Source organism: Limnoraphis robusta BA-68 BA1, assembly GCF_034932365.1.
GTDB classification, from domain to species: domain Bacteria; phylum Cyanobacteriota; class Cyanobacteriia; order Cyanobacteriales; family Microcoleaceae; genus Capilliphycus; species Capilliphycus robustus.
In genome coordinates, this window is sequence record NZ_JAYGHR010000062.1 from 135,630 (window position 1) to 157,916 (window position 22,287).

A 22,287-nucleotide genomic window follows, 5' to 3' on the forward strand; every position below is an offset into this window, starting at 1 on the left:
AGGATGGGTTAGCGTGAGCATAACCCATCAAGTTGAAACCTCTTGTGATCTTTAAAATGTGCTATCATCGGAATACATGATGTAGTACGATAATGAACCGACAAGACGTAATAGATGCTTATCAAGCGGGACAACGAACATTTAAGGATCTCGAAGATATTGATCTTACAGGTGTTGATCTCAGCTATAGCAATATAACAGATCTAAAAAATGTGCTGTTAGAAGGCGCAAATCTCAGCCATAGCAAGATAGAAAATCTAGAAGATGTATTGTTAGAAAGAGCCGATCTTAGCTACAGCAAAATAACAAATCTGAATAATGTTTATTTACAAGGATCAAATCTCAGCCATGCCGAGTTTGAGAGGGGAAATTTTCACGATCTCGAAGATGTTGATCTCACAGGTGTTGATCTCAGCCATAGCTATATATTCGAGCTTAAAAATGTATTGTTAGAAGGAGCAAATCTCAGCTACAGCAGGATAGATGGTGTAGAAAATGTATTATTAGAAGGAGCCGACCTCAGCTACAGCGAGATAAGCAACCTTAAAAATGTTTGTTTACAAGGAGCAAATCTTAGCCATGCGACGTTACACTCAGATTTTGAAGATGTAGACTTTCAAAGAGCTAATCTCAGTCATGCCGATTTAGGAGGGGATTCGTGTGTTAATTTTTATTATTGTGATTTAAGTGAAGCAAACTTGAGCAATACACGTTTGTTCTATGCTATTTTTTGGTGGCATTGCTGTTTTACAGGAGCTAATTTTAGTAACGCTCGTTTTTGTGAGGTTTCGTGGCACGAGTCAAGTAGGAGCGGTCAGCCTCTAGTTGATTTGCGCCAAGTTAATTTCACGAATGCCTATTTTTATGATGCGCGTTTTTATGGATGTAATCTCAGTCACTCAACTTTTCACAACGCTAATCTTCAAGGTACATTTATTAGTGATTCTTGTCTCTGTGACTTGACTGGAGTGAGTTTGGAGGGCGTTTTTCTCAATAGTAATTGGCAATACTTTCCTAAGACAGTTGATCCTTCGGAGTTAGGAGCAATTCTACTAAAACCAGGATTAGATCTTAGTGGTATTGATTTACAAAATCGTCGGCTTAATGAGCTTAATTTCAGCAAAGTTAATTTAACGGGTGCTAATTTAACGGGTGCTAATTTAACGGGTGCTAATCTAACGGATGCTAATTTAACGGATGCTAATCTAACAGATGCTAATCTAACGGGTGCTAATTTAACGGGTGCTAATCTAACGGATGCTAATTTAACGTATACTGATTTAAGAGAAGCTAATTTAACGGGTGCTAATCTAACGGGTACTAATCTAACAGATTCTAATTTAACAAGAGCTAATCTAACGGCTGCTAATTTAGATCAAACTACCTTAAAAAAAGCCCTATTTAAAGAAGCAAATTTAACGAATGCTTTATTTCTTACAGAAGAGCATTTGAAAGAAGCAATTTTTGCAAATACAATCATGCCGAATGGTACTCTCCTGTAAATTTTTTTCTGGAGTTAACAGAAAAATTGAATGAATAAAAACCACGCTCGACACAGAGAACACCAAGAGGGAATCTTCGTGTCTTTGTGGTGAATTTTCCCCTGACAATATTAATTGTAATGACTGGGGATAAATAATATCAGCCAAGAAAAATACTGAAGTACAATAGAAAAAGCATCTTGTAGTAAAGGTTTTGTTAAAAGGCAGGGTTAAAAGCTTGCGCCTCTCAGGTTCACTACATCTCGTCAGTAGTAAGCCCCATCAAACAATTGCTGTTTTTCAACAGAAGAAAGATATTAATCATTTGATGTACCCTACCCATCTGAATGAATAAAAAAACTTAGATGATTAACACATCCTCTATTTTCGAGCAAATCCTTTCCCTGAAGTAGACTTTGACCAAATTCTTAGTTCTCCTTGTTGTCCTCCTGCTGCGAGAAATTCTCCTTGAGGATGCCATGCTAAACAGGAAAAACCTTGAACCCCATCTTCTAAGGTTTGGATGATTTTTTCAGCCGAATGCCACAAACAAACCGTACCTTCTTCGCTTCCCGAAGCTAACAAAAACGTACCCGGTTGAAACTCAATTCCGGTGACATTTTCCTGGTGTCCTTCTAATACCCAATTATCCCAACCCGCTTCTTCTTGAATTTGTTTTTCCCAAATGACAACCCCTTCCGCACTGGCGACTGCCAACAACGGCGCCCCCAACACCGTCGGCGAGTCCGACCAAGCCAAAGACCGCACTTTCCCCGGAAAACCCCGCATTACCCAGGGATGAGGGTTTCCCCATTCGACCACCGCCAAGGTTCTATCGAGGTTCCCACAGGCGATATACTTGCCATCCGGCGACCAAGCCACAGCCTGACTCGCGGAAGGAATTTGCAACACATGGGGGTCATCCTCCCAGTTGGAACCCTGCCAAATTTTCACCCCCTGATAGCCCCCAACCGCCAATGTATCAAGGACGGGATGCCAAGCCAGACACAACACCGATGAGTCGTGAAAGTTCAACTGTGTGACTTCCCGATGGGTTTCGGCGTCCCAAATTTGCACCGTCCGACCCCGACTAAAGGCGAGTTGGTTGGTCGTTGAACTCCAGGCGAGTTGGTCAACCCAGGCGGATGTGGGGTCGAGAGGGGTGAGGGTTTGGCTGGGGAGGTGCCAAATTTTCACCACGCCATCCTGTCCTCCTGCGGCGAGATATTGACCGTCCCGAGAAAAGGACAGACAATCAATTGATTTCCCCGTCTCCGATTGTAATACAAATACCCGCTCTTTTTGATGCCAGAGGATAATTTCTCCACAGGCAGAACTGGCAGCCAGCAAACCTTCTGGCGACCATTTAACGGCGGTAATATAATCGGATAACGTTAGGTTTTCATGGGTTTTTAATCGGGTTGAAGGGGTGCGATTTTTTTTGTTTTTGCCTAAATCAAACACTGACGAAAGCCCTCTTTTAACTGTTCTGCGTTGAGGTTGCGACCGATAAACACTAATTCATTTTTGCGGGTTTCTTGGGGCTTCCAGGGGCGGTCAGGGATACCGTTAAACAGCATATGAACCCCCTGAAAAACATAACGGTTATCTTCGCCTGCAATATTCAAAATTCCTTTCATTCTGAAGATATCCGGGCCTTGATTTTGTAAGAGTTCACTGATCCATTGATTCAGTTTTTCTCCATCTAATTCCCCGCTTTCAACTAAAGCGACAGATTTAACGGTTTCATCATGTTCGTGGGCGTTTTCGTTTAAAAATTCCGGGTCAATTTCTAAGGCTCGTTTCACGTCAAAGGCTCGAACCCCCAACAACGCTTCCATTTCCAATTGGGCGTTTTGGGTGCGATAAATTTTCGCCATTGCGTTCATTTTTTTAATGCGTTTTTCCAGTTCGTCGAGTTCTTCTGGCTTGACTAAATCGACTTTATTGAGTAAAATAATATCAGCAAATGCCATTTGTTCTTGGGCTTCGTCGGCTTCCCAATGTTGCCAAATATGTTTGGCATCCACAACGGTGACAACGGCATCGAGTAACAGTTTTTCCTGCATATCCTCATCGACAAAAAAGGTTTGAATGACGGGAGCAGGGTCGGCGAGTCCGGTGGTTTCTATCACGAGATGATCGAATTTATCTCGGCGTTTCATTAAGTTGCCAATAATTCGGATTAAATCGCCCCGAACGGTGCAGCAAATACAGCCGTTATTCATCTCAAATATTTCTTCATCGGCATCGATCACAAGCTGGTTATCAATGCCAACTTCTCCAAATTCATTGACAATTACCGCAACTTTTTTACCGTGTTCGTGGGTTAAAATTCGATTCAGCAATGTTGTTTTTCCCGCTCCCAAATATCCGGTTAATACGGTGACGGGAACTGTATCTTTTGCAACAGCGTTAACCATAGTTCAACCTCGGCTTTTATAAAATGATAACGATTATCGCACAAAAGGCAAGGGGTTATTTTAGGGAATGGGGAATGGGGTTTTTAGCGATCGCAACAGCGCCTGACCGATTTTACATCCGACCTAACATTCGGTTTAGCCTTGCTGTAAAAAGGGTTGAACCGCTTCCAGGACGGCTGAGGGATGTTCTTCGTGGAGTCCCAAAGAACCGGACAGGTGGCGAACTTCCACCCCTTCGAGGTTCGCGATCGCCTGCATTTCCGCTTTCGATCCCGGCGGTGCCTGGTCGCTAACGATAACCATTATCGGAGCGGGTAGCGGTTGAAACCAGTTGAGAAACTCCTCTCGCCCCGATGCGGGGTCTAGGGTACCGGTCACAAACGCCGCAGGTGCAAACCTCGCCCCCGGTTGTTGGGTGATATTCCATTTTTCCCGCATAAACTCGGGCGTCAGGCGGGTTGAGTCGGTATAAACGTGGCGGCGATACATCAACCGCAGGAAAGCCGGAGTGGTATTGAGTTTGTAGAGAAGTTGTCCGAAAATGGGCGATCGCACCAAATTTCGCACCGTACCAGATACCGCCGGACTCGCGCCCATCGTGGGCAGGGGACCCCGCCAAGTGGGAGCCACAAGGACGATTTTAGCAAATAAACCCGGTTGAGAAGCCGCCAACTTCATCACATAACCCGCACTATGACCGGCGGCGATCACCTTGAGGGGGGTCTGACAGACAGAGTTGACAAAATCCTGTAGAAATTGATCGTATAGGCTCGCTTGGTATTGTAGCGGTAAACGGTCTGAGTCGCCAAACCCCGGCCAGTCGAGAGCGATCGCTTGAAATTGGGGAGCCAGCCTTTGAGCGAGTCCGGCCATTTCTCCGCGAGTGGAAACGGTACTCATCGCCGGAAGCAGCAAAACCGGATCGCCTTGTCCGAGGGTTTCGTAAACGACGGTAACGGGCTGTTCACCCTGCCAAACCCATGTTTCAACAGCCCCGCCTATTTGGGGGCGAAGAGGGGTTGTGGCGGTGTTGGTCAGGACAGTCATGGGCGTTAAAATTTCCACTGAAGTTATTCTACTACTTTTTGGGCTTTGAGAATCATTCTAGAGGTGGATTTTTTGGGCGATCGCAGTTTGTAAACGCTGTTGAAGTTCCGGTAAAGTCAGAGAACCAATTTCGCCTGCTTGTCGAGTTCTCACACTCAAAGTTTGCTGTTCAACTTCTCGTTTTCCCACTACAGCAACGACTGGAATTTTATCGAGTTCGGCTTGACGAATTTGTTTTCCTAAGCGATCGCCACTGCGATCAAGTTCAACTCGAAATATGGGCGCAAGTATGACGAATCCGTTCAAGGTGCTTTGGATTGCTGGGTTTCAGGACAAGATTGGATTGAGATTGAATGGAGGAAATGACCATAATTTTTAGTTAAAAACAATATTTTTAGATCAAAAAATGCGTGAATCATTCAATAAAAAATGACTTATCTTTGAGCCATAAATGGTGTATAAGTTCCACCTAAACCTTGAACAATGGTGCGAGTATTGGCTTTCAGCATTTGTTGATAGGTTTCAGCTTCTGTTCCCGGTTCTCCTAAGCCATCAGCAAATAATTCTTGATCGGAAACTTGAATATTAGCCTCCCTCGCTACCGTTTCCATGAGTTGAGAATTACTGGTCGTTTCTGCAAAAATAGTCGGTACATTTGCTGCCTGAATTTCTCGGACTAATTCACCGACTCTTGCCGCAGTTGGGGCTTCATCGGTACTCAATCCCTGTAACGCCCCTTCAAAGGAAAGACCATAAGCATTTACAAAGTAACCCAGGGCATCGTGAGTGGTGACAAGGGTTCGTTGGTTCGGTGGAATCGTTGCAATTGTTGATTGAATCCAGTTGCCAATTTCAGTCAGTTCACTGCTGATTTGTTCGGCATTTTGTTGATAAAGTTCGGCTTTTTCAGGCTGTAAATTTGCCAAAGATTCGGCAATAACTTCGACCATTTGAATACCATTTTCCGGATCGTGCCAAACATGAGGATCGGGGGCTAATTCTTCGCCGTGGTCGTGATTATCATTCCCATGACCGTGATCGTGGGCTTCTCCCATCAACGGTTGGGGGACGGCGACCTCGTGGACGGCAATTTTGGGGGCGGGGTTGCTTGTGGCTTCCACTAATCGAATTAAACTTGGATCGAAGTCGTACCCCGCGTATAAAATTAAATTGGCGGTATCGATCGCCTTGCGGTCCTCGGGTTTGGGCTGATAAACGTGGGGGTCTTCTCCCGCTTTCACCAAACAGTTGAGGTTAACCGTTTCTTGGGCAACCTGCCGGGTTAAGTCACAAATGATACTCGTAGTGGCGACAACGGAGGGAAGAGTTACGCCAGTTTCCAAGGCGGATGGAGCAGTGCCGCTCGGGTTGGTCACGTTTGGAGGTGACGAATTACACCCGACCGTCGCCCAAAGCAAGGTTAAACTGACTACAGGTTTAAAGTTCATGTTTCCTAGCATTCTTGATTTCTAATGCGATAATGATTATCATTATGTTACACCAAGATGGACGATGTTAGAAGTTTTACATCTGGCTGTCAACTACCGAGGGGTTTGTGCCGTTGAGGATGTCAGCTTTCGTTTAGAAGCAGGACAACTCGTAGGAATTATCGGGCCGAATGGGGCGGGTAAAAGTACGATGCTGAAGGCGATGTTAGGGTTAATTCCGGCATCTGAAGGGGTGATCCGCTATCGTCAACGGTCTTTAAAAGATCAACTCTCCCAAGTTGCTTATATTCCGCAGCGATCGCAAATTGATTGGGATTATCCGATCACGGTTAAAAATGTGGTGATGATGGCGCGTACCCGTCACACAGGATGGTTTCGATCGCCTTCTCGTTACTCTCAAGAATTGGTAAAAGCGGCGTTAATGAGAGTCAGAATGTGGGAGTTTAAAGACCGACAAATTGGCGAACTTTCTGGCGGTCAACAGCAGCGCGTTTTTCTCGCCCAAGCGTTAGCACAAGAGGCGGAATTATTCTTTTTTGATGAACCGTTTGTGGGAGTGGATAAAAAGACAGAAGCGGTGATTTTTGAGGTGTTTAATGAGTTAAAACATCAAGGTAAAATTTTGTTAGTGGTGGGTCACGAACTGGGAGAAGTTGCCCGTCAGTATGATCGGTTTTTGCTAATTAATAAACAAATTATTGCCAATGGTTCTCGTTCGGAAGTGATGACGGCGGAAAATTTGCAAAAAGCCTATGGGGATAATGTAATTTTGTTACACCGTTAAATTTTGATGATTAAAAATGAATTTGCTCCTTGATCCGTTAAGTTTTGAATTTATGCGCCATGCCATATTAGTAGCGGTGTTGATGGGGATTCTTTGTCCTGTTGTGGGTAGTTATTTAATTGTACAACGCATGGGATTGTTAGGAGATGTAATCGCCCATGCAGTTTTACCCGGACTTGCAATTGCATTTTATTTTGGGATTGATATTTTTTTAGGGGCGTTTATTTCGGGAACCCTCAGCACCTTAATTATTGCTTGGATTCAATCTCAATCTCGCGTTAAAATTGATGTGGCAATGGCTTTAGTATTTTCCGGCTTTTTAGCTTTGGGAATTATGTTAATTACGGTTCTGAGAAGTAGGCTAGATTTACACAGTTTTTTATTTGGAGATATTTTGAGTGTTAGGACTGAGGATGTTCAGAGAACGTTGATCATTACTTTATTGATTTTACTCGGTGTTAGACTGTTTTACAAAGAACTTTTGTTTTATACCTTTAATCCTTTGGGCGCTCAAGCGATGGGATTACCTGTTAATCTGATTAATATTGGTTTAGTTTCTGCGATTACTTTAACCATTATTGCCAGTATGCAGGCTGTCGGCGTTGTCTTGGTGGTTTCGCTGTTAATTGGCCCGGCAATTACTGCCTATTTATTAGTGAAAGAACTCCATCAAATGATGGGTTTAGGGGCAATTTTTGGTATTTTTAGCACTGTTGCAGGAATGTATATTAGCTATTATGTGAACGTTCCTTCGGGAGCGGCGATTGTGTTAACGGTTTCGGGATTATTTATTCTGGCTTTACTTTTCAGTCCTTCCCAGGGAATTTTAACCAGTCCAGAAGTAGCCAGTCAGCGATCAATGTTCCAGAAGTTTAAACAATGGAAACCCTAAAAATCAAGGTAACAGTTAAATTGAAAAAGTTAAATTTTATAACTGTTCTTAGTTCCTCACGCCTTAAAACAACAAAGTCAAAATATCTTTATACTGAGTCCCTAAGTTCAGATGGAAAACCCAATTTTTATAAATGCAATAAAATTTGCGACTTTGAGGGCGACGAAAACGATTACTCTAACTCATCAAGATCTGAATAATCGAGGTATTCTAGTTGTTTTTCGTCTCTGTAATACACTGATTCAGAACCTTCTGAGGCGACTTAATCTTGAATTTGATCAACCTGTTGGTGAATCCTTTTAAGAAATTATTTTTAGGAATATTAGAATAAAGTTCATCCGTTAAATCCACTACCTATCTGTTTCCAAAATCTTCGTGTATTCCTGTCGATCATGGTGAATTTTCCCCTGACAAAATTAATTGTAATGATTCGGGATAAATAATATCAGCCAAACGACTCCCATCCTGTTGATAGGTTAAACCAATTTGAATAAAATCAGCAGGTTTATAAGGTAAACGTTCCGCCCATTCTATCGCCGTAATTCCAGGTGGAACTTCTATTCCTTCCCAATACAATTCAATATTTAAGTCTTCAACTTCCGAGGGTTCCAAGCGATATAAATCCAGATGATAGAGAGGAACACGCCCAGAATGATATTCATTAATCAAGGTAAAAGTAGGACTTTCAATATTTTCAGGAATCTCTAACCCTGCACCCAAACCTTGAATTAATGTCGTTTTTCCAGCCCCTAAATCTCCTTCGAGTAACAGAATAGAACCTGGAGAAAGAGCTTTTCCTAAACACTCCCCTAAATGATGAGTGGCTTGAGAATCCGCTAGAAAAACCGTGAGCGTTACAGACATTTTAAACCTTGAGATTAAGCGTGAGAATACCAGCGTAATAAAACTTGAGCTAACCGTTCAGAATTATGACGCACATAACCCGTTTTTTCATCGACTTCAATCACATTCGTTAATACAATTCTTCGCCCTAACTGTTTAACGACATCTCGATCTAAAATCACCGGATATGATCCTTCTTGGGCATATTTAATTAAAGATTGGGCGAGAGGGACTTTTCCCTGAACTAACACCGCATCAAATAAACGACAACCACAGGCATTATCAATCGCTAAAATATGATCACCAACGGTATAACCATCGGTTTCTCCCGGTTGGGTCATGGCATTACAAACATAAATCCGAGGAACATTTGCAGAAGCGATCGCCTGGGCAATTTCTGGCACTAATAAATTGGGAATTACACTGGTATATAAACTCCCCGGCCCGATAATAATTAAATCCGATTCAACTATGGCTTGAATGGCTTTAGGTAAAGCAGGAGGATCAGGCGGAATGCAGCCAATTTTCACAATTTTGCCTTTAGCTTCAGTAATACTTGATTCGCCATAAATTCGCCGACCATCCTCTAATTTTGCCCACAAATGCACATCACTTAACGTTGCAGGTAATACTTGACCGCGAATGGCTAAAACCTTAGAACTCGCTGCTATTGCCCGTTCTAAATCCCCTGTAATATCGCTCATGGCAGTTAAAAACAGATTGCCAAAACTGTGACCACTTAAGCCATCACCCGCTTTAAAACGGTATTGAAACAGTTCCGTTAAAAGCTGTTCTTCATCGGCTAAAGCGGCGATACAGTTGCGAATATCTCCCGGAGGTAGCACCCCAATTTCCCGGCGTAAGCGTCCAGAAGACCCGCCATCATCAGCCACCGTGACAATTGCCGTAATATTAGCACTATAGGGTTTTAAGCCGCGTAACAGCGTGGATAAACCCGTTCCACCCCCCACCGTGACAATTTTCGGCCCCCTCTGCAAACGACGATGGGCCAGCAACCGATCCACCAAATGATCATCACCTTCCGGCATCAACACTTGAGTAATAGAATTTAAAGTGCGAGTTTGACCCCAAAAGATTAACATCAGACCCATAATAATCGCCAGAGGCCCAGATATGAAATTGGGAAGAACAGTCGTGATCAACCCCAAAATATCCTTAAGCAGTTGCAGCAGGTAAAAAATAGGAGTCATCCCCGTCCAAACGGCTAACCCCAAACTGGTGAGGAGTATTCCCGCCACACTCATCAGTAACCAGCGTTTCACCAACAGTCCCGGCGCCAACCATTTAAACCACTGTTGCAGACGACGGGGGGAATGACTGCTTGACCAACCTAGAATATGCCTAGATTTCGCTAATCTGCGTAGGCTGTGTTTCAATGAACCATTTGACATGGATGAAAACCTCAGAGGTATCAACAGGATTTGAACAACTGATGCAATCAAGATTTCGGAAGGGTTGAGTTGTTCGTTGTTTCCATCCCCTCCTGTTTTAGTGTGAGCATCCCCTTTGCAGGTCTATCTTCTCATACAATATAAGGCAACAGGGAACAGGCAAAAGGCGTTCATGCAAAAGGCACAAGGGCAATATTGATAACTGGTCAGGTGATTACTGTTGACTGTAAACTGTAAACACTCTGTACAATAGATGATCACAGCGATCAAGTGGCCTTTTGTGCAGAAGATCTCATGCCCCATGATGATGAAACTTTAATAGAGCTACAGGGGATTAGCAAGTCTTTTGGAAATAACGTTATTCTCGATGACGTTGACTTGAACATCCACCGAGGAGAAGCTCTAGCGATTATCGGCCCTTCCGGAACGGGTAAATCGACTATCCTGCGAATTATTGCGGGGTTACTGATACCGGATGCGGGTGAGATTTATATTAAGGGTCAGAAACGTAAAGGTTGGGTTGATGATATTCGTGATCCGATTGGGATTGGGATGGTGTTTCAAAATGCGGCTCTATTTGACTCGTTGACGGTGAGGGAAAATGTCGGATTTTCGCTCTATCAACATACTAAATTGTCTCATCAAACCATTGAAAAGTTAGTCGATGAAAAGTTAGAAATGGTCGGATTACCGGGGATTGGCGATCGCTATCCGGCTGAACTTTCTGGCGGAATGCGAAAACGGGTGAGTTTTGCGCGGGCGATTTTACCTAATCCTGAAAATCCGGCTGATAATCCGGAAGTCATCCTCTATGATGAACCCACCGCAGGTTTAGATCCGATTGCTTCGACGGTGATTGAAGATTTAATTCGTGAGCTTCAAAATAGTGGAGGAGCAGCCAAGACTTATGTGATGGTTACTCACCAAGATAGCACGATTCGACGAACGGCCGATGAAGTGATTTTTCTTTACAAAGGAAAGATTCAATGGTCGGGAAGCGTTGATCAAGCCTACAGCACCGATAACCCCATTGTGCGACAGTTTTTTAGCGGCAGTGTGAACGGGCCGATTCAGATTTTGACTTAAGGATTTATTTACGATTCAGAGAACAATCTGCACAGCTTTAAAAAATAAAAATATCCTAAAAAAATTGTTAAAAATGATCAAAAGTGTTCTCCAGCTCAATGTTATTGTTCAAGATAGCTATGATTAAATAACGAGGAACATCAGCTCCTAGTCTTTATATTTTTTTAATGCCATCCGATTGAAAAGGGAATAGGATATCATGCGATCGCGAGCAATTCGAGAAGGTTCAGTTGGGTTATTAACGTTGTTAGGATTAAGTTTATTTGGAATGGTTGCCTTCTGGGTTCAGGGCTTGCGTCTCGATAACACAGGCTATCAAATTCGGGTAGAATTTCCTGAAGCGTCTGGAATGCAGCCGGGAACACCTGTGCGATATCGGGGAGTAAAAGTTGGTCGAGTTCTTGATATAAAACCCACTTCTAATCAAGTCGAAGTCCGCTTAGAGATCACCTCCTCAACGTTAGTGATTCCTCGTGATGTGATGATTCGCTCTAGTCAAAGTGGATTATTGAGTGAAAATTTTGTTGATATTATTCCGAATCAGGCTTTATCTGAGGAAATGAAAGATGAAAATCCCCTCAGTTCCGACTGCCCTGAAACGATTATTTGTAATGATGTGCTGCTGTCTGGAGAAAGCGGAGTGAGCTTAGAACGATTGATTGCTTCTATGGTAGAATTTAGCGAACTTTATACCAGTCCTGAACTGTTTAAAAACCTGAATCAAGCGGCACAACGCACTGCTTTAGCTGCCGATGAAGTCTCCAAACTCAGCACAAAAATGACGGAGTTAGTTGAAGTGGCGCGGACAGAATTGGGAAGTGTCAGTAATTCAGTTGATGAGGGAATTGGCTCTTTTTCAACGGAATTAAATTCAATTTCAGCTACCTTACAAGACTCAACGAATCAAGTTACACGCGCAACAATTGAATCGGCAAATTCCGTTCAACGCGCGGCTAATGAAGTCAGTACAATTAGTAATGAAGTACAGATTTTAATTGCAAGTAACCGTTCCACACTCGCCAATACCCTCAAAAATATTGAACAAATTACCGGGGAACTGAGCGTTACGGCGGCGAGTATTAGTCCCCTACTCAATCAAATCGAACAAGGAAGTTTGTTAAGCAATTTAGAAGTCTTATCGTCGAACGCAGCAGAAGCTTCTGAAAATTTATTAGATCTCTCGAAAGCTGTTAACGATCCCGAAACTTTAATCCTACTCCAACAAACCCTCGACTCGGCGAGAACAACCCTACAAAATGTCGAAAAAATCACCTCAGATGTAGATGATCTGATCGGTGATCCGAAAGTTCGCCAAAATCTGCGAGAAATCATCAACGGCTTAGGAAATATTCTCGCCTATAGCGATCAGTTAGAACAGCAAACCAAACTAGCAAAAACCCTCGCTCCTCTGTCTGAGGTACTGGAAGACACAGAAGCGATCGCCCTAGAGCGAGATTTATCAAAGCTTGAAGAAAAACCCTTTCCCGACAAGCCGAAAATCGTTCGTCAAACTCAGTGATCGATATCACTCAGACTCCTGGGGTGAGTTCACAAAATTTCCCCGAAAACTATCACCCCGATTATTTCTCAATCGTGAGAAAATCGTAAAGTCGAGTCTATAATTTCCTGTCAACAACTCACCGCTAAGTTCGCGGCGAACTAGAGCGGGAGCTTGTGAAAACAGGCTCTAGTTGACCAGACTAAGTTCTACGAGAACTACGTTACATCTAAGAGTTAAAGTTCCTACCTTGGGATGCGTGCCAGTCTCATGCTCTAGAACCAAATTGTTAAACAGATGTAAAGGGTTAAGTCAGTGCAATTTGGATAGTTACCGGGATGTAACATTGTCGAGGCAAACTCAACCAAAAATGAGAGGTGCAGTAATGCGCGTTTTCGTTCTAGATAAAAACTTGCAACCTCTTGACCCCTGCAATCCGGCGAGGGCGAGAGAATTCTTGAACAAAGGAAGGGCTAAGGTATTTAAACGCTATCCATTCACTATTGTGTTGCAGGACAGGGTTGTAGAAAAATCTATAGTCCATCCACATCGAATCAAGATTGACCCCGGCAGCAAGAAGTCCGGTATTGCTGTTGTTCAGGAAGAGACAGGTCGCGTCACAAACGCTCTGGAAGTTTCTCACCGGGGAGAGCAAATTAAAAATACGTGCTTATCTCGAAGGGCGTTAAGAAGAGGGCGACGTAACCGAAAAACCCGCTATCGCCAACCCAGATTTTTCAACCGCACCCGCCCAAAAGGTTGGCTACCACCCTCCCTTGAAAGTCGAATTGCCAATATTGAAACTTGGGTAAGACGAATCAGGAAACTCTGCCCCGTTACTGCAATTTCTCAGGAGTTGGTGAAGTTTGACCTTCAGCAAATACAAAATCCTGAGATTGCCGGAATAGAGTATCAACACGGAGAACTTTACGGGTTTGAGGTCAAAGAATACTTGCTTCAAAAGTGGGGTAGAAAATGCGTGTATTGTCACGCTGATGGTGTCCCTTTGGAAGTCGAACACATTCTCGCCAAATCGAAAGGAGGTTCAAACCGGGTTAGCAATTTAACTTTGGCTTGCCGAAAATGCAATCAAGCTAAAGGCAACAAACCGATTGAGCAGTTCTTGAGCAAAAAGCCCGACATTCTCAGGCGGGTTTTGTCTCAAGCCAAAGCACCCCTAAAAGATGCAACGGCTGTCAATGCTACTCGTTGGGAATTGTACAAGCGGTTGCAAGCTACGGGATTGCCTGTAGAAGTAGGTTCAGGAGGTCGGACAAAGTTCAATCGTCAAACTAAAGGAATCGAAAAGCATCATTGGACTGACGCAGCTTGTGTGGGAAAATCAACTCCAGAGAAGCTGTTGATTAGAGGAGTTAAGCCCCTGTTAATAGCGGCAAAAGGTCACGGTGTTAGGCAGCGTTGCCGCCCTGAGCAATACGGATTTCCCAAAGCTTATGCTCCAAAGGCTAAATTTTTCCAGGGCTTTCAAACTGGTGACATTGTTAAAGCCGATGTTGAAAAAGGGAAGTTTGCAGGAAAATATACAGGTCGAATCGCTATCAGGTTTAGACCAAGTTTTGTCTTGCAACTGCCGACCCAAAAATTTGACGTTCATCCAAAATATTTAACAACCATTCACAAAGCTGACGGTTATGAGTACCAATTCTGATTTTAAGGATTCGCTATCGCGAAAATCATTTGTAGACGGCAATTCCCCTCCCGCTAACCTTCGGTATAACGGGAGTCCCCTTGCCCCATCCAAGATGGATCAAGTTAATCTCCTCCCTGGTGCCATTAATGAAATCATCGCCTCGGTTACAGATCACCACTGTCTTACCCAAGCTGATCGCTATGGACTGATGGCGGCTGTGCTGGATGAATCTCTCAACGAAGAGGAAAGACGCTCTATTGATAGACTACTCCGTTCTGTAGTTCGAGGACGGGTTAAAGTCGTTGAAGATGTCTCTAAAACCGATTAAACAACACTGCTGCTTTATAAAACTGATATAACGCGGTACAAACCGTGTTAACGTTTACTTCCTGCATCACCCCGGACTGTCGGCAGTACCCGGTCAGACAGGCTTTTTACCGAGAAGCCCTCGGCATAATGTAATAAATTCAGACTCGCATTCAAATCACGGTCAATACTTACACTGCAAACCTGACAATTGAAAACCCGTTCTTTGAGTGGCATTTCTTGAATGTGACCGCAACTTGAACAGGTTTTAGTTGACGGATAAAATCTGTCAGCAAAAACTACTACTGAGCCGTACCACTCGGACTTATACTCGACTTGGCGGCGAATTTCATAAAGAGCAGAATCGGCAATAGCACCCGCTAATTTATGATTTTTCATCATCCCAGAAACATTCAAGTCTTCTAACCCGATGACTGCGTGGTTTTTGCATAGCCATGAGGTCAATTTATGAATTGTATCTTTTCGGATGTTAGCCACTCTTTGATATGCTTTTGCGAGTTTCAGTCTAGCTTTATTCCTGTTATTTGAACCCTTCTGTTTTCTAGAGAGTTCGCGTTGAAGTCGAGCCAGATTTTTTTGAGCTTTTTTGTGGGCTGCTGGGTTAACAAAAACAGTACCATCTGAACAGGTCGCCAATGCCTTAACTCCAACATCAACACCCAGATAAACTCTTGATTTAACAGTCTGTTCAGGCTCAAATTCGTAGGCTACAGACAGATACCAAGAATCAGCGACTCGACTAATTGTGACTCGTTTAGTCTGAATTTCGGTTAGGGGTTCGTAGGTGTTAACCCATCCAATGAAAGGAAGTTTTAACCTCCTTCCTGAAAACTTCATTACCTTACCGCAATTATCTAAAGTAAAGCTATCATTTCTGCCTTTTTTCTTGAACTTAGGATGTTGGGCAGTGCCTTGAAAAAAGCGACTAAAAGCTTCTCCCAAGTGCATGAAAGCAAATTGATAAACTCTAGAACTTAGGGTTGACTGCCAGGAATATTGAGGTTTGACGTGATTGGTGTAGAACTTTTTTAGCTTATTCGCAGAAGGTTTTAAACCCTGTTTGTAAGCTTCATTCCACATCGCTAATGCCCAATTCCAGACCCATCTAGAATATCCCGCGTGTTTAGCCATTAAGGTTTTTTGACGGTTATTAAGTTTGAGTTGGGTCTTGAAGGCTCGTTGCATAGATGTATTCTGTTATCTTACAGATAGTACCGTGTTGTACCATAAATTGTCAACTAAGTTACTGCTCTGTGTTTTTATCTCTGTGAACAACCCCGATTAGTCTGTTTCTTTTTTTGCTAATCCTTTTGCGATTTTGAGGTGATGATTCCAGCAATGGCAGCCCCTAAATAACCAATCTGACCGTAAGCATACACGAAATTATCAAACCGTTGTGCAGGATCGCTTAAATTCTTAACGGATTTGTACAATCCTCTCACAATTCGTTCCCCACCCCGGCCCAACTGAGGCCAACCGGCTTCGCCTGCCAGTTGTTCCCGATAACATTCACTAATGCCTTGCCACCAGCCTCTTTCCATGAACCAACTGCGGTTGACTCGTTCCGGGGCGACGTTGTGGGCGACTAACGCTTCGGGGAGATAGGCGACTTTCCACCCTTGTTTTAACGCTAATTCAGTCATTTGTAGTTCTTCGTTGGAAAGCAGGCGTTTCCCCACTCGGCCTAAGTTGGGGTCAAACCCACCAATTTGGTCTAAAAAGCTGCGACGAATGGAGTAATTTAAGCCTCTGGGCGTTAAACCGGCTTTGGTGATGTATACCACCTCATTTCCTAAGTCATAGGCCCCTAAATTGCCTGCTAACCCCTCTGACAACCACTTGGGCGGTTGAATGCCTTCCGGCCACAATAAAGTAACTTTACCGCCTGCGATCGCTAATTTCTCGTCTTGTTGATAGGCTTGATCTAAAATGCCCAACCATTGGGGTGTGGCAACGGCATCATCATCGAGATAAGCGAGAATGGGGCTTTTTGCTTCAATGGCGCCTCGGTTGCGGGCGACAGATAACCCTGTTACCCCTTCGTAAACGTAGGTTAACTTGGGATGAGGAAGCCGGGCCTCGGTGACTTCACGAGTGCGATCGCTAGAGGCATTATCGACTACAATGACTTCATAGTCTTCAAAATCCTGTTGGAGTAAACTATCAATAGCGGCTCCCAAATAGCGATCGCGATTGTGTGTACAAATAATGGCTGAAATCTGAGGATCTGTCATAGCTTAGACTCCCAAGCGTAGCCTTTTTCAATTTTACGCGATTATGGGTTCATGTCAGCCGTTGATTAATCGGAATTTGAATTTCACTGCGTTTGAAGGCCTCGGGAACAAAGGGCGAGTCGTAGAAAAATCGCCTCGGTTGTCCGACTACGGTATATTCGGGGTGTTGGTCTAACCAATTTTGCAATTTTTTGATATTTTCTTTATAACTGCTGTAGTCGTAGCTTCCCCGCAGTCCTAAACTGACGACAGTCATCGCGGGAATGTCTTCAATTTCGATATTGTCTGCAATTTCTTTCGGTTGACCTCCGACCGCACGCCAACACATTCGTTTTTGGCGCGGGATTCCCAAACATCACTATTTGGGTTCCTGCTTCTGTCCCTTGCGGGATTTCGCACCTGGCTTAACAGATTTACTCTGTTCGGCTCTTACAGTCGCTCCACAGGCTGAAACTGCTAGTCCAGCAGCCAAAATATTTATACTTGCGTTGATATCCCTATCGTGGTGAGAGTTGCACTTGGGGCAAACCCATTCTCGGATATTCAACGGCATTCTTTCTGCAATATACCCACAATTGGAACATCGCTTTGAACTAGGGAACCATCGATCTATTTTGATCAATTCTCGTCCATACCACTCGGCTTTGTAAGTGAGTTGTCGGACAAGTTCTCCCCAGTTGGTATCACTGATTGCTCTGGCTAACTTGTGATTTTTCACCATGTTCTTCACAGCCAAGTCCTCAACTACAATCGATTGGTTTTCACGAATCAGTTGAGTTGTTAGCTTGTGGGTATGGTCGCGCCTACAATCAGCGATTTTTGCCTGAATTTTAGCAACTTTAACTCTTGCTCTCTCTCGGTTTTTTGAGCCTTTGATTTTCCGGCTTAAAGACTTTTGAGCAAGTCGGAGTTTTTTGTGCAGTTTGTTAAAATGTTTAGGATTGGAAACTTTGACCCCATCGGACGTGGTGAACAGACTGCTGATTCCTAAGTCAATCCCTACTTTTTTGTCTGTCGGTTTTAGTTGATGGTCTGTTGGGTCATCAATTCTTAGAGAAACAAACCATCTTCCGCTCGGATCTAGCTTGATCGTTATAGTAGACGGGCTACATCCCTTTGGAAGTTGACGGCTCCATCGAATAGGCAAGGCTTCAAAGCACTTAGCAATGTAGATTTGACTATTTTTCCACTTGAATGCTGACTTGGTGAATTCGGCACTGCCACCTAAGCGTTTCTTTTTGAAATTTGGGTACTTTGTTCGACCCGCAAAGAAGTTGGTAAACGCAGTTTGCAAGTGCCTTAAACTCTGCTGAAGGGGAACTGAACTGACTTCATTTAAAAAGTTTAATTCCTCCTCTTTTTTCCAGTTTGTCAACATCAAAGAAGTCTGAGAATAGCCTACCCGTTCTTGATCTTCATACCATGCTTGAGTGCGTGCGGCTAGTGCTTTGTTGTACACCAGACGGACGCACCCTAATGTTCTCCTCAACAGATTTTCCTGTTCTGGAGTTGGGTAGAATCGGTAACGGTAAGCTTTCTCTGTCATGGCTTACAGTTTACCACAAAACTTGTAAGATGTCTGCTTGGTCGCGATTCCCGAACGTCGCCAACATTTTATTTATGGCGCGGGTCTTCTCGCTTCATTAAGATAACGGGTTTCCACAGGAGAGGTCATTGAGATTTCATTATCGCTAATATGGCGAAAAAGCGGATCAAAAGCCCGAAAGGTTGCTTCTGATAAATCTCCGGTATACTGAACGGTTGCTGACCTATAAGCTGGATAAACTTTGACTTCGATTTTACCTTCTTCTGTGGGGGCTGGAAAGCCTTTGGGTAAAGGTGCGGCTACAGCACTATTATAAGCGTACAGTGCGATCGCCGCGATCGCTACAATTCCCAGAGGTAAGAGTAATTTTTCGAGTTTAACGGGAAACATCAGTCTAATTTTGTAAAAATAATTGAATTGAGTTTAGTACAGTTGAACTTTTTTTAGGGTATCACAGTCTACAGTGAACAGTGACCAGTGACCAGTGAAAGAAAGTATTGATCTGATAACTAAAAACATGGGTGACTGAAAAAACGGGTCGGGCAATTTACGAATTTCACCGGAACAAAAATTATAACGGATTAAATTATCTCACATTTAACTCAAGATGAAACGTTTATCTTATCTGAAATCGGGTTTAACTGTTATTACGGCTTTGGCTACAATTACCTTAACGTTTTTGCCTTCTATTGCAGAAAATCCTCGAAATTCCAATAATCGATTTGATCGGGATTATTCCCCTTCGATTTCTGAACCTGTTTCTGAACCGATTTCGACACCGGGCGTTAAACCCCAAAATCCCTCATCAGAAGAACTAGGAAAACAACTGGTTCAAGAACTTTCTCAATGTATGAGAAATGCCATTCCTAGCAGCGAACCCGAATCTTTAGCCGCACTTCAAATGGCATCAATGCAGTGTACCGTTCGGGTAATAATTCTAACACCGGATGGCAAAGTTAGAACTGATGCGAGTGAACGCATGAATGCTATTTTAACGGCAATGAACGTTACACTCCCCGCTACCGTTAGTCAGGGACAAGCATCTGTTAAATTAGAAATAATTCCTGACAGCATGGTTTATACGGTTCCGGTGGTTGTTGGTGGAAAAGCCCAAAGATTTTTACTCGATACAGGCGCATCAAATTCGATTTTATCTGAACCCATCGTTAAACAGTTAGGACTAACAGGCACAACCCTTCCTAGTGATATTTTAGCATATTTTGTTGTCGGTGATGACTGTTCTAATATTAATGCAACTCTGCATAGTTTACCGGAAATAGCAGTCGATGCGGCAACCGTAGAAGGAATGAACGGAATGGGATTACCAAAAACTGCAATTCCTGGAGATTTAGGCGGTGTTTTAGGGTTAGATTTCCTGAAAAGTTTTGATGTTTTGATTAATCCCAAAGATTCAACTTTACAACTTTTACCCCGTTCAAATGTTGTGGCGGGAGGAGTTCCGTTAAAGGGAAAAATGGGAGTAATGACAACAGAAGTTTTTGTCAATGGTAAAGGGCCTTATACTTTTTTATTAGATACGGGTGCTGATCTCATGGTGCTTTCAAAGCGTTTAGCCAATACATTATCAATTGATGTAGAAAAGGCAGAAAATACAGAGGTTAAAGGATTTTGTGGGAATGAAATCGGCAAGAAAGTTAGTCTATCTTCTGTCAAGTTACAAAATTACGAATCTTCAAATTTAGATGGCGTGGTGTTAAATAATGAATTGTTAGATTTATTAGGCGTTGATGGAATTGTTGGGCAAAATTATCTCAACCAATACCAACAACATTGGCGGTTTGGTGAACCGAATAGTCTGGGTTTTCCCGAAGCTGGAAGTTTGACATTAAAACCGTTGTAATACTGTTTATTTTCAAGGGTGAAACTAACTTTCCTGTGATTATATCACCTCTCCCCCAACCCCTCTCAACCCCAGGGCTGTTTCATTTTCCCAGTGAATTTGTTAGACCCCTCCCCCTCGCCCCCTCCCCTGCCAGGAGAGGGGAAAAAAATTCTTAGTATTAAATGTTTAAAAGGTCTAAACTGATCCCCATTCCAAATAAAAAACTTTCTTTCTTTTCCCTCTCCTCGTTGGAGAGGGTTAGGGAGAGGTGGAGAGGGCTAGGGAGAGGTTGGAGAGGGCTAGGGAGAGGGTTAGGGAGAGGTGAGGTTTTTGAGTTGACATCCTCTCCGCCGTAAACAACGGAGATTCCAAACATCACTATTTGGGCTTCCTCTTTCTATGAGTTGACTTACAAGGATTGGGTTTCCCCGCCCAAGCAGAGATCAGTCTCTCGGGAGGCGTTGATTTCCGTCTGCCCGACGGTATTTGATAGTTGTTTAAGTGCAGATTTTAGAATGTTTTTGGCGGCATTTTCATCTCGGTTGGATGTGTATCCGCAGTGAGGACATTTATGAGTTCTCGTACTGAGAGTTTTGACAACCTTCTCACCGCAATTTGAGCAGTTTTGAGACGTGTATGCAGGTTCAACGGCAATCACCGGAACCCCATAAATCCTCCCAAAATACTCCAACCATTCTCTAAATCTGTACCAAGCAGCATCATTAATTGATTTAGCTAAATGATGATTTTTAACCAAATTGCGTATCCGTAGGTTTTCAATCGCTACCAAGTCGTTAGATTGGATGACGTGTTGGGCAAGTTTACAAACCCAATCATTACGCCTGCGTGAAACCTTGAGATGCGCTCTACCTAACCGATTTATGGCTTTTTTACGGTTTTGACTTCCCTTTTTTTTTCGAGATAACCGACGTTGCAGCTTTTTAATGCGCCGCTCATCTTTCCTTAAAAAGCGGGGATTCTCTACCTGTATCCCGGTGGAATCTGTGTAGAAATGGTTTAAACCGACATCCAAACCTGTTTGTTTGTTACTGAGTTCTTTGTTTTCCTCCCTTTCATGGTCTATCAAAAATTGAGCATAGTAACCATCGTGCCTTCTAATCACCCTAACCCGTTTAATTTGTTGGAGTTGATAGAAGTGCAAATCTCGACTTCCCCAAAGCTTAAATGTCCCCGCTTGAAACTTGTCGGAAAAGGTTAAATAGCGTCTATCTTCTGAAAGTTTCCAGCCCGATGTTTTGTACTCAACCGATGCTCTGACTTGGTACTTTTTGAACTGGGGAAAGCCTTTTCGACCTGGTATTTTTTTCCGACAATTTTGATAAAATCGCTCAATTTAAAACAGATAGGATAAGGATTTAACGGATTAAGCTATCTGTGAGATGCCAAGATCTATGGGTTTTACAGTTAAGTTAATCCGTTCTTCCGCTTCTCTATCCGTTTTTAAATTGATGCCCATGCTCTTTCTGCGTGTGCTTGTCGAGCCATAGAGTTGAGTTTGTTTACCCAAGGAAAACTAGGATTGTCTGACAGCAGTTTGCAGTAGCGATAGGCATCGTTGCGACTTTTAACTTGACCATTTATCCATGCTTTGATGATGCTGTTACGAACGAAACGACCAGTACGGATAGCTTCGTCTAACTTTCTGTACTGGTATTGCGTTCCTTGCAGCTTCATTTCATACACAAGCATAGATTATCGGCATCAAGCCACGATAAACTATTGTAGCACAAAAATAATCCGTCGTAAACGAC

General features: G+C 43.2%; 20 protein-coding genes and 2 pseudogenes. 8 read left to right on the forward strand and 14 right to left on the reverse strand.

What is annotated here, in order from left to right:
• Positions 1 to 92 precede the first annotated feature (92 nt).
• Positions 93 to 1,502, forward strand: a complete 1,410-nt coding sequence (locus tag VB836_RS14995; RefSeq protein ID WP_323220257.1) for a pentapeptide repeat-containing protein — start codon at positions 93 to 95, stop codon at positions 1,500 to 1,502.
• A gap of 360 nt (positions 1,503 to 1,862) precedes the next feature.
• On the opposite strand, the gene VB836_RS15000 is transcribed toward VB836_RS14995, so the two are convergent.
• From VB836_RS15000 to VB836_RS15020, 5 genes are all read right to left on the reverse strand, one after another.
• Positions 1,863 to 2,945 carry a WD40 repeat domain-containing protein gene (locus VB836_RS15000; RefSeq protein WP_323220259.1) on the reverse strand — a complete coding sequence of 361 codons (1,083 nt, stop codon included), beginning with the start codon at positions 2,943 to 2,945 and terminating at the stop codon, positions 1,863 to 1,865.
• Entirely contained in the window at positions 2,933 to 3,904 is a 972-nt protein-coding gene (locus tag VB836_RS15005) for a CobW family GTP-binding protein (RefSeq protein WP_323220261.1), read from the reverse strand. The genes VB836_RS15000 and VB836_RS15005 overlap by 13 nt, the downstream gene beginning before the upstream one ends.
• Positions 3,905 to 4,039: 135 nt before the next feature.
• On the reverse strand, positions 4,040 to 4,951 hold the full coding sequence (locus tag VB836_RS15010; RefSeq protein WP_323220263.1) for an alpha/beta fold hydrolase: 912 nt from the start codon (positions 4,949 to 4,951) through the stop codon (positions 4,040 to 4,042).
• Between the two features lie 57 nt (positions 4,952 to 5,008).
• Positions 5,009 to 5,257, reverse strand: coding sequence for a His/Gly/Thr/Pro-type tRNA ligase C-terminal domain-containing protein (locus VB836_RS15015; RefSeq protein ID WP_323220265.1), 249 nt, complete (start codon positions 5,255 to 5,257; stop codon positions 5,009 to 5,011).
• Positions 5,258 to 5,385: 128 nt separating this feature from the next.
• On the reverse strand, positions 5,386 to 6,399 hold the full coding sequence (locus VB836_RS15020) for a metal ABC transporter solute-binding protein, Zn/Mn family (RefSeq protein WP_323220267.1): 1,014 nt from the start codon (positions 6,397 to 6,399) through the stop codon (positions 5,386 to 5,388).
• Positions 6,400 to 6,463: 64 nt separating this feature from the next.
• On the opposite strand from VB836_RS15020, the gene VB836_RS15025 reads away from it, so the two are divergent.
• Both VB836_RS15025 and VB836_RS15030 read left to right on the forward strand, forming a co-directional pair.
• Positions 6,464 to 7,183, forward strand: coding sequence for a metal ABC transporter ATP-binding protein (locus VB836_RS15025; RefSeq protein WP_323220269.1), 720 nt, complete (start codon positions 6,464 to 6,466; stop codon positions 7,181 to 7,183).
• A gap of 16 nt (positions 7,184 to 7,199) precedes the next feature.
• Entirely contained in the window at positions 7,200 to 8,075 is an 876-nt protein-coding gene (locus VB836_RS15030) for a metal ABC transporter permease (protein ID WP_323220271.1), read from the forward strand.
• Positions 8,076 to 8,465: 390 nt separating this feature from the next.
• Here the strand turns inward: VB836_RS15030 and tsaE are convergent, their stop codons facing one another.
• Together tsaE and VB836_RS15040 are read right to left on the reverse strand one after the other, a co-directional pair.
• The gene (tsaE, locus tag VB836_RS15035; protein ID WP_323220273.1) at positions 8,466 to 8,939 is read right to left on the reverse strand and encodes a tRNA (adenosine(37)-N6)-threonylcarbamoyltransferase complex ATPase subunit type 1 TsaE; all 474 of its coding nucleotides are present in this window, start codon (positions 8,937 to 8,939) and stop codon (positions 8,466 to 8,468) included.
• Between the two features lie 14 nt (positions 8,940 to 8,953).
• Entirely contained in the window at positions 8,954 to 10,330 is a 1,377-nt protein-coding gene (locus tag VB836_RS15040; protein WP_323220275.1) for a gluconeogenesis factor YvcK family protein, read from the reverse strand.
• Positions 10,331 to 10,624: 294 nt separating this feature from the next.
• Between VB836_RS15040 and VB836_RS15045 the strand changes: the two genes are divergently transcribed.
• The 4 genes from VB836_RS15045 to VB836_RS15060 all read left to right on the forward strand — a co-directional run bounded on the left by VB836_RS15045 (position 10,625) and on the right by VB836_RS15060 (position 14,893).
• Positions 10,625 to 11,416 carry an ABC transporter ATP-binding protein gene (locus tag VB836_RS15045; RefSeq protein ID WP_323220277.1) on the forward strand — a complete coding sequence of 264 codons (792 nt, stop codon included), beginning with the start codon at positions 10,625 to 10,627 and terminating at the stop codon, positions 11,414 to 11,416.
• Between the two features lie 199 nt (positions 11,417 to 11,615).
• Complete coding sequence (locus VB836_RS15050) at positions 11,616 to 12,935, forward strand: MlaD family protein (RefSeq protein WP_323220279.1); 1,320 nt, start codon at positions 11,616 to 11,618, stop codon at positions 12,933 to 12,935.
• Positions 12,936 to 13,299: 364 nt separating this feature from the next.
• Entirely contained in the window at positions 13,300 to 14,583 is a 1,284-nt protein-coding gene (iscB, locus tag VB836_RS15055; protein WP_323220281.1) for an RNA-guided endonuclease IscB, read from the forward strand.
• Positions 14,584 to 14,677: 94 nt separating this feature from the next.
• Positions 14,678 to 14,893, forward strand: a complete 216-nt coding sequence (locus VB836_RS15060; RefSeq protein ID WP_046277264.1) for a hypothetical protein — start codon at positions 14,678 to 14,680, stop codon at positions 14,891 to 14,893.
• Between the two features lie 47 nt (positions 14,894 to 14,940).
• Here VB836_RS15060 and VB836_RS15065 read toward each other — a convergent pair whose 3' ends face one another.
• The 5 genes from VB836_RS15065 to VB836_RS15085 all read right to left on the reverse strand — a co-directional run bounded on the left by VB836_RS15065 (position 14,941) and on the right by VB836_RS15085 (position 19,062).
• Complete coding sequence (locus VB836_RS15065) at positions 14,941 to 16,077, reverse strand: RNA-guided endonuclease InsQ/TnpB family protein (protein WP_323220283.1); 1,137 nt, start codon at positions 16,075 to 16,077, stop codon at positions 14,941 to 14,943.
• A 116-nt stretch (positions 16,078 to 16,193) separates the two neighbouring features.
• Positions 16,194 to 17,126: a glycosyltransferase family 2 protein gene (locus VB836_RS15070; protein ID WP_046281204.1), complete on the reverse strand. Its 933-nt coding sequence runs from the start codon at positions 17,124 to 17,126 to the stop codon at positions 16,194 to 16,196.
• A 49-nt stretch (positions 17,127 to 17,175) separates the two neighbouring features.
• The gene (locus VB836_RS15075; protein WP_323220286.1) at positions 17,176 to 17,454 is read right to left on the reverse strand and encodes a GyrI-like domain-containing protein; all 279 of its coding nucleotides are present in this window, start codon (positions 17,452 to 17,454) and stop codon (positions 17,176 to 17,178) included.
• Between the two features lie 30 nt (positions 17,455 to 17,484).
• Positions 17,485 to 18,672, reverse strand: coding sequence for an RNA-guided endonuclease InsQ/TnpB family protein (locus VB836_RS15080; RefSeq protein WP_323220288.1), 1,188 nt, complete (start codon positions 18,670 to 18,672; stop codon positions 17,485 to 17,487).
• A 72-nt stretch (positions 18,673 to 18,744) separates the two neighbouring features.
• Positions 18,745 to 19,062 (reverse strand): hypothetical protein, encoded by a 318-nt coding sequence (locus tag VB836_RS15085; protein ID WP_323220290.1) that lies wholly within the window; start codon positions 19,060 to 19,062, stop codon positions 18,745 to 18,747.
• A 217-nt stretch (positions 19,063 to 19,279) separates the two neighbouring features.
• Here VB836_RS15085 and VB836_RS15090 point away from each other — a divergent pair, with 217 nt between their 5' ends.
• A complete protein-coding gene (locus tag VB836_RS15090) occupies positions 19,280 to 20,533 on the forward strand; it encodes a retropepsin-like aspartic protease (protein WP_323220292.1) in 1,254 nt (417 codons plus the stop codon).
• A gap of 360 nt (positions 20,534 to 20,893) precedes the next feature.
• Here VB836_RS15090 and VB836_RS15095 read toward each other — a convergent pair.
• A pseudogene (locus VB836_RS15095) lies at positions 20,894 to 21,869 on the reverse strand (RNA-guided endonuclease InsQ/TnpB family protein); the annotation flags it as partial.
• Between the two features lie 113 nt (positions 21,870 to 21,982).
• A pseudogene (locus VB836_RS15100) lies at positions 21,983 to 22,225 on the reverse strand (hypothetical protein); the annotation flags it as partial.
• Positions 22,226 to 22,287 lie beyond the last annotated feature (62 nt).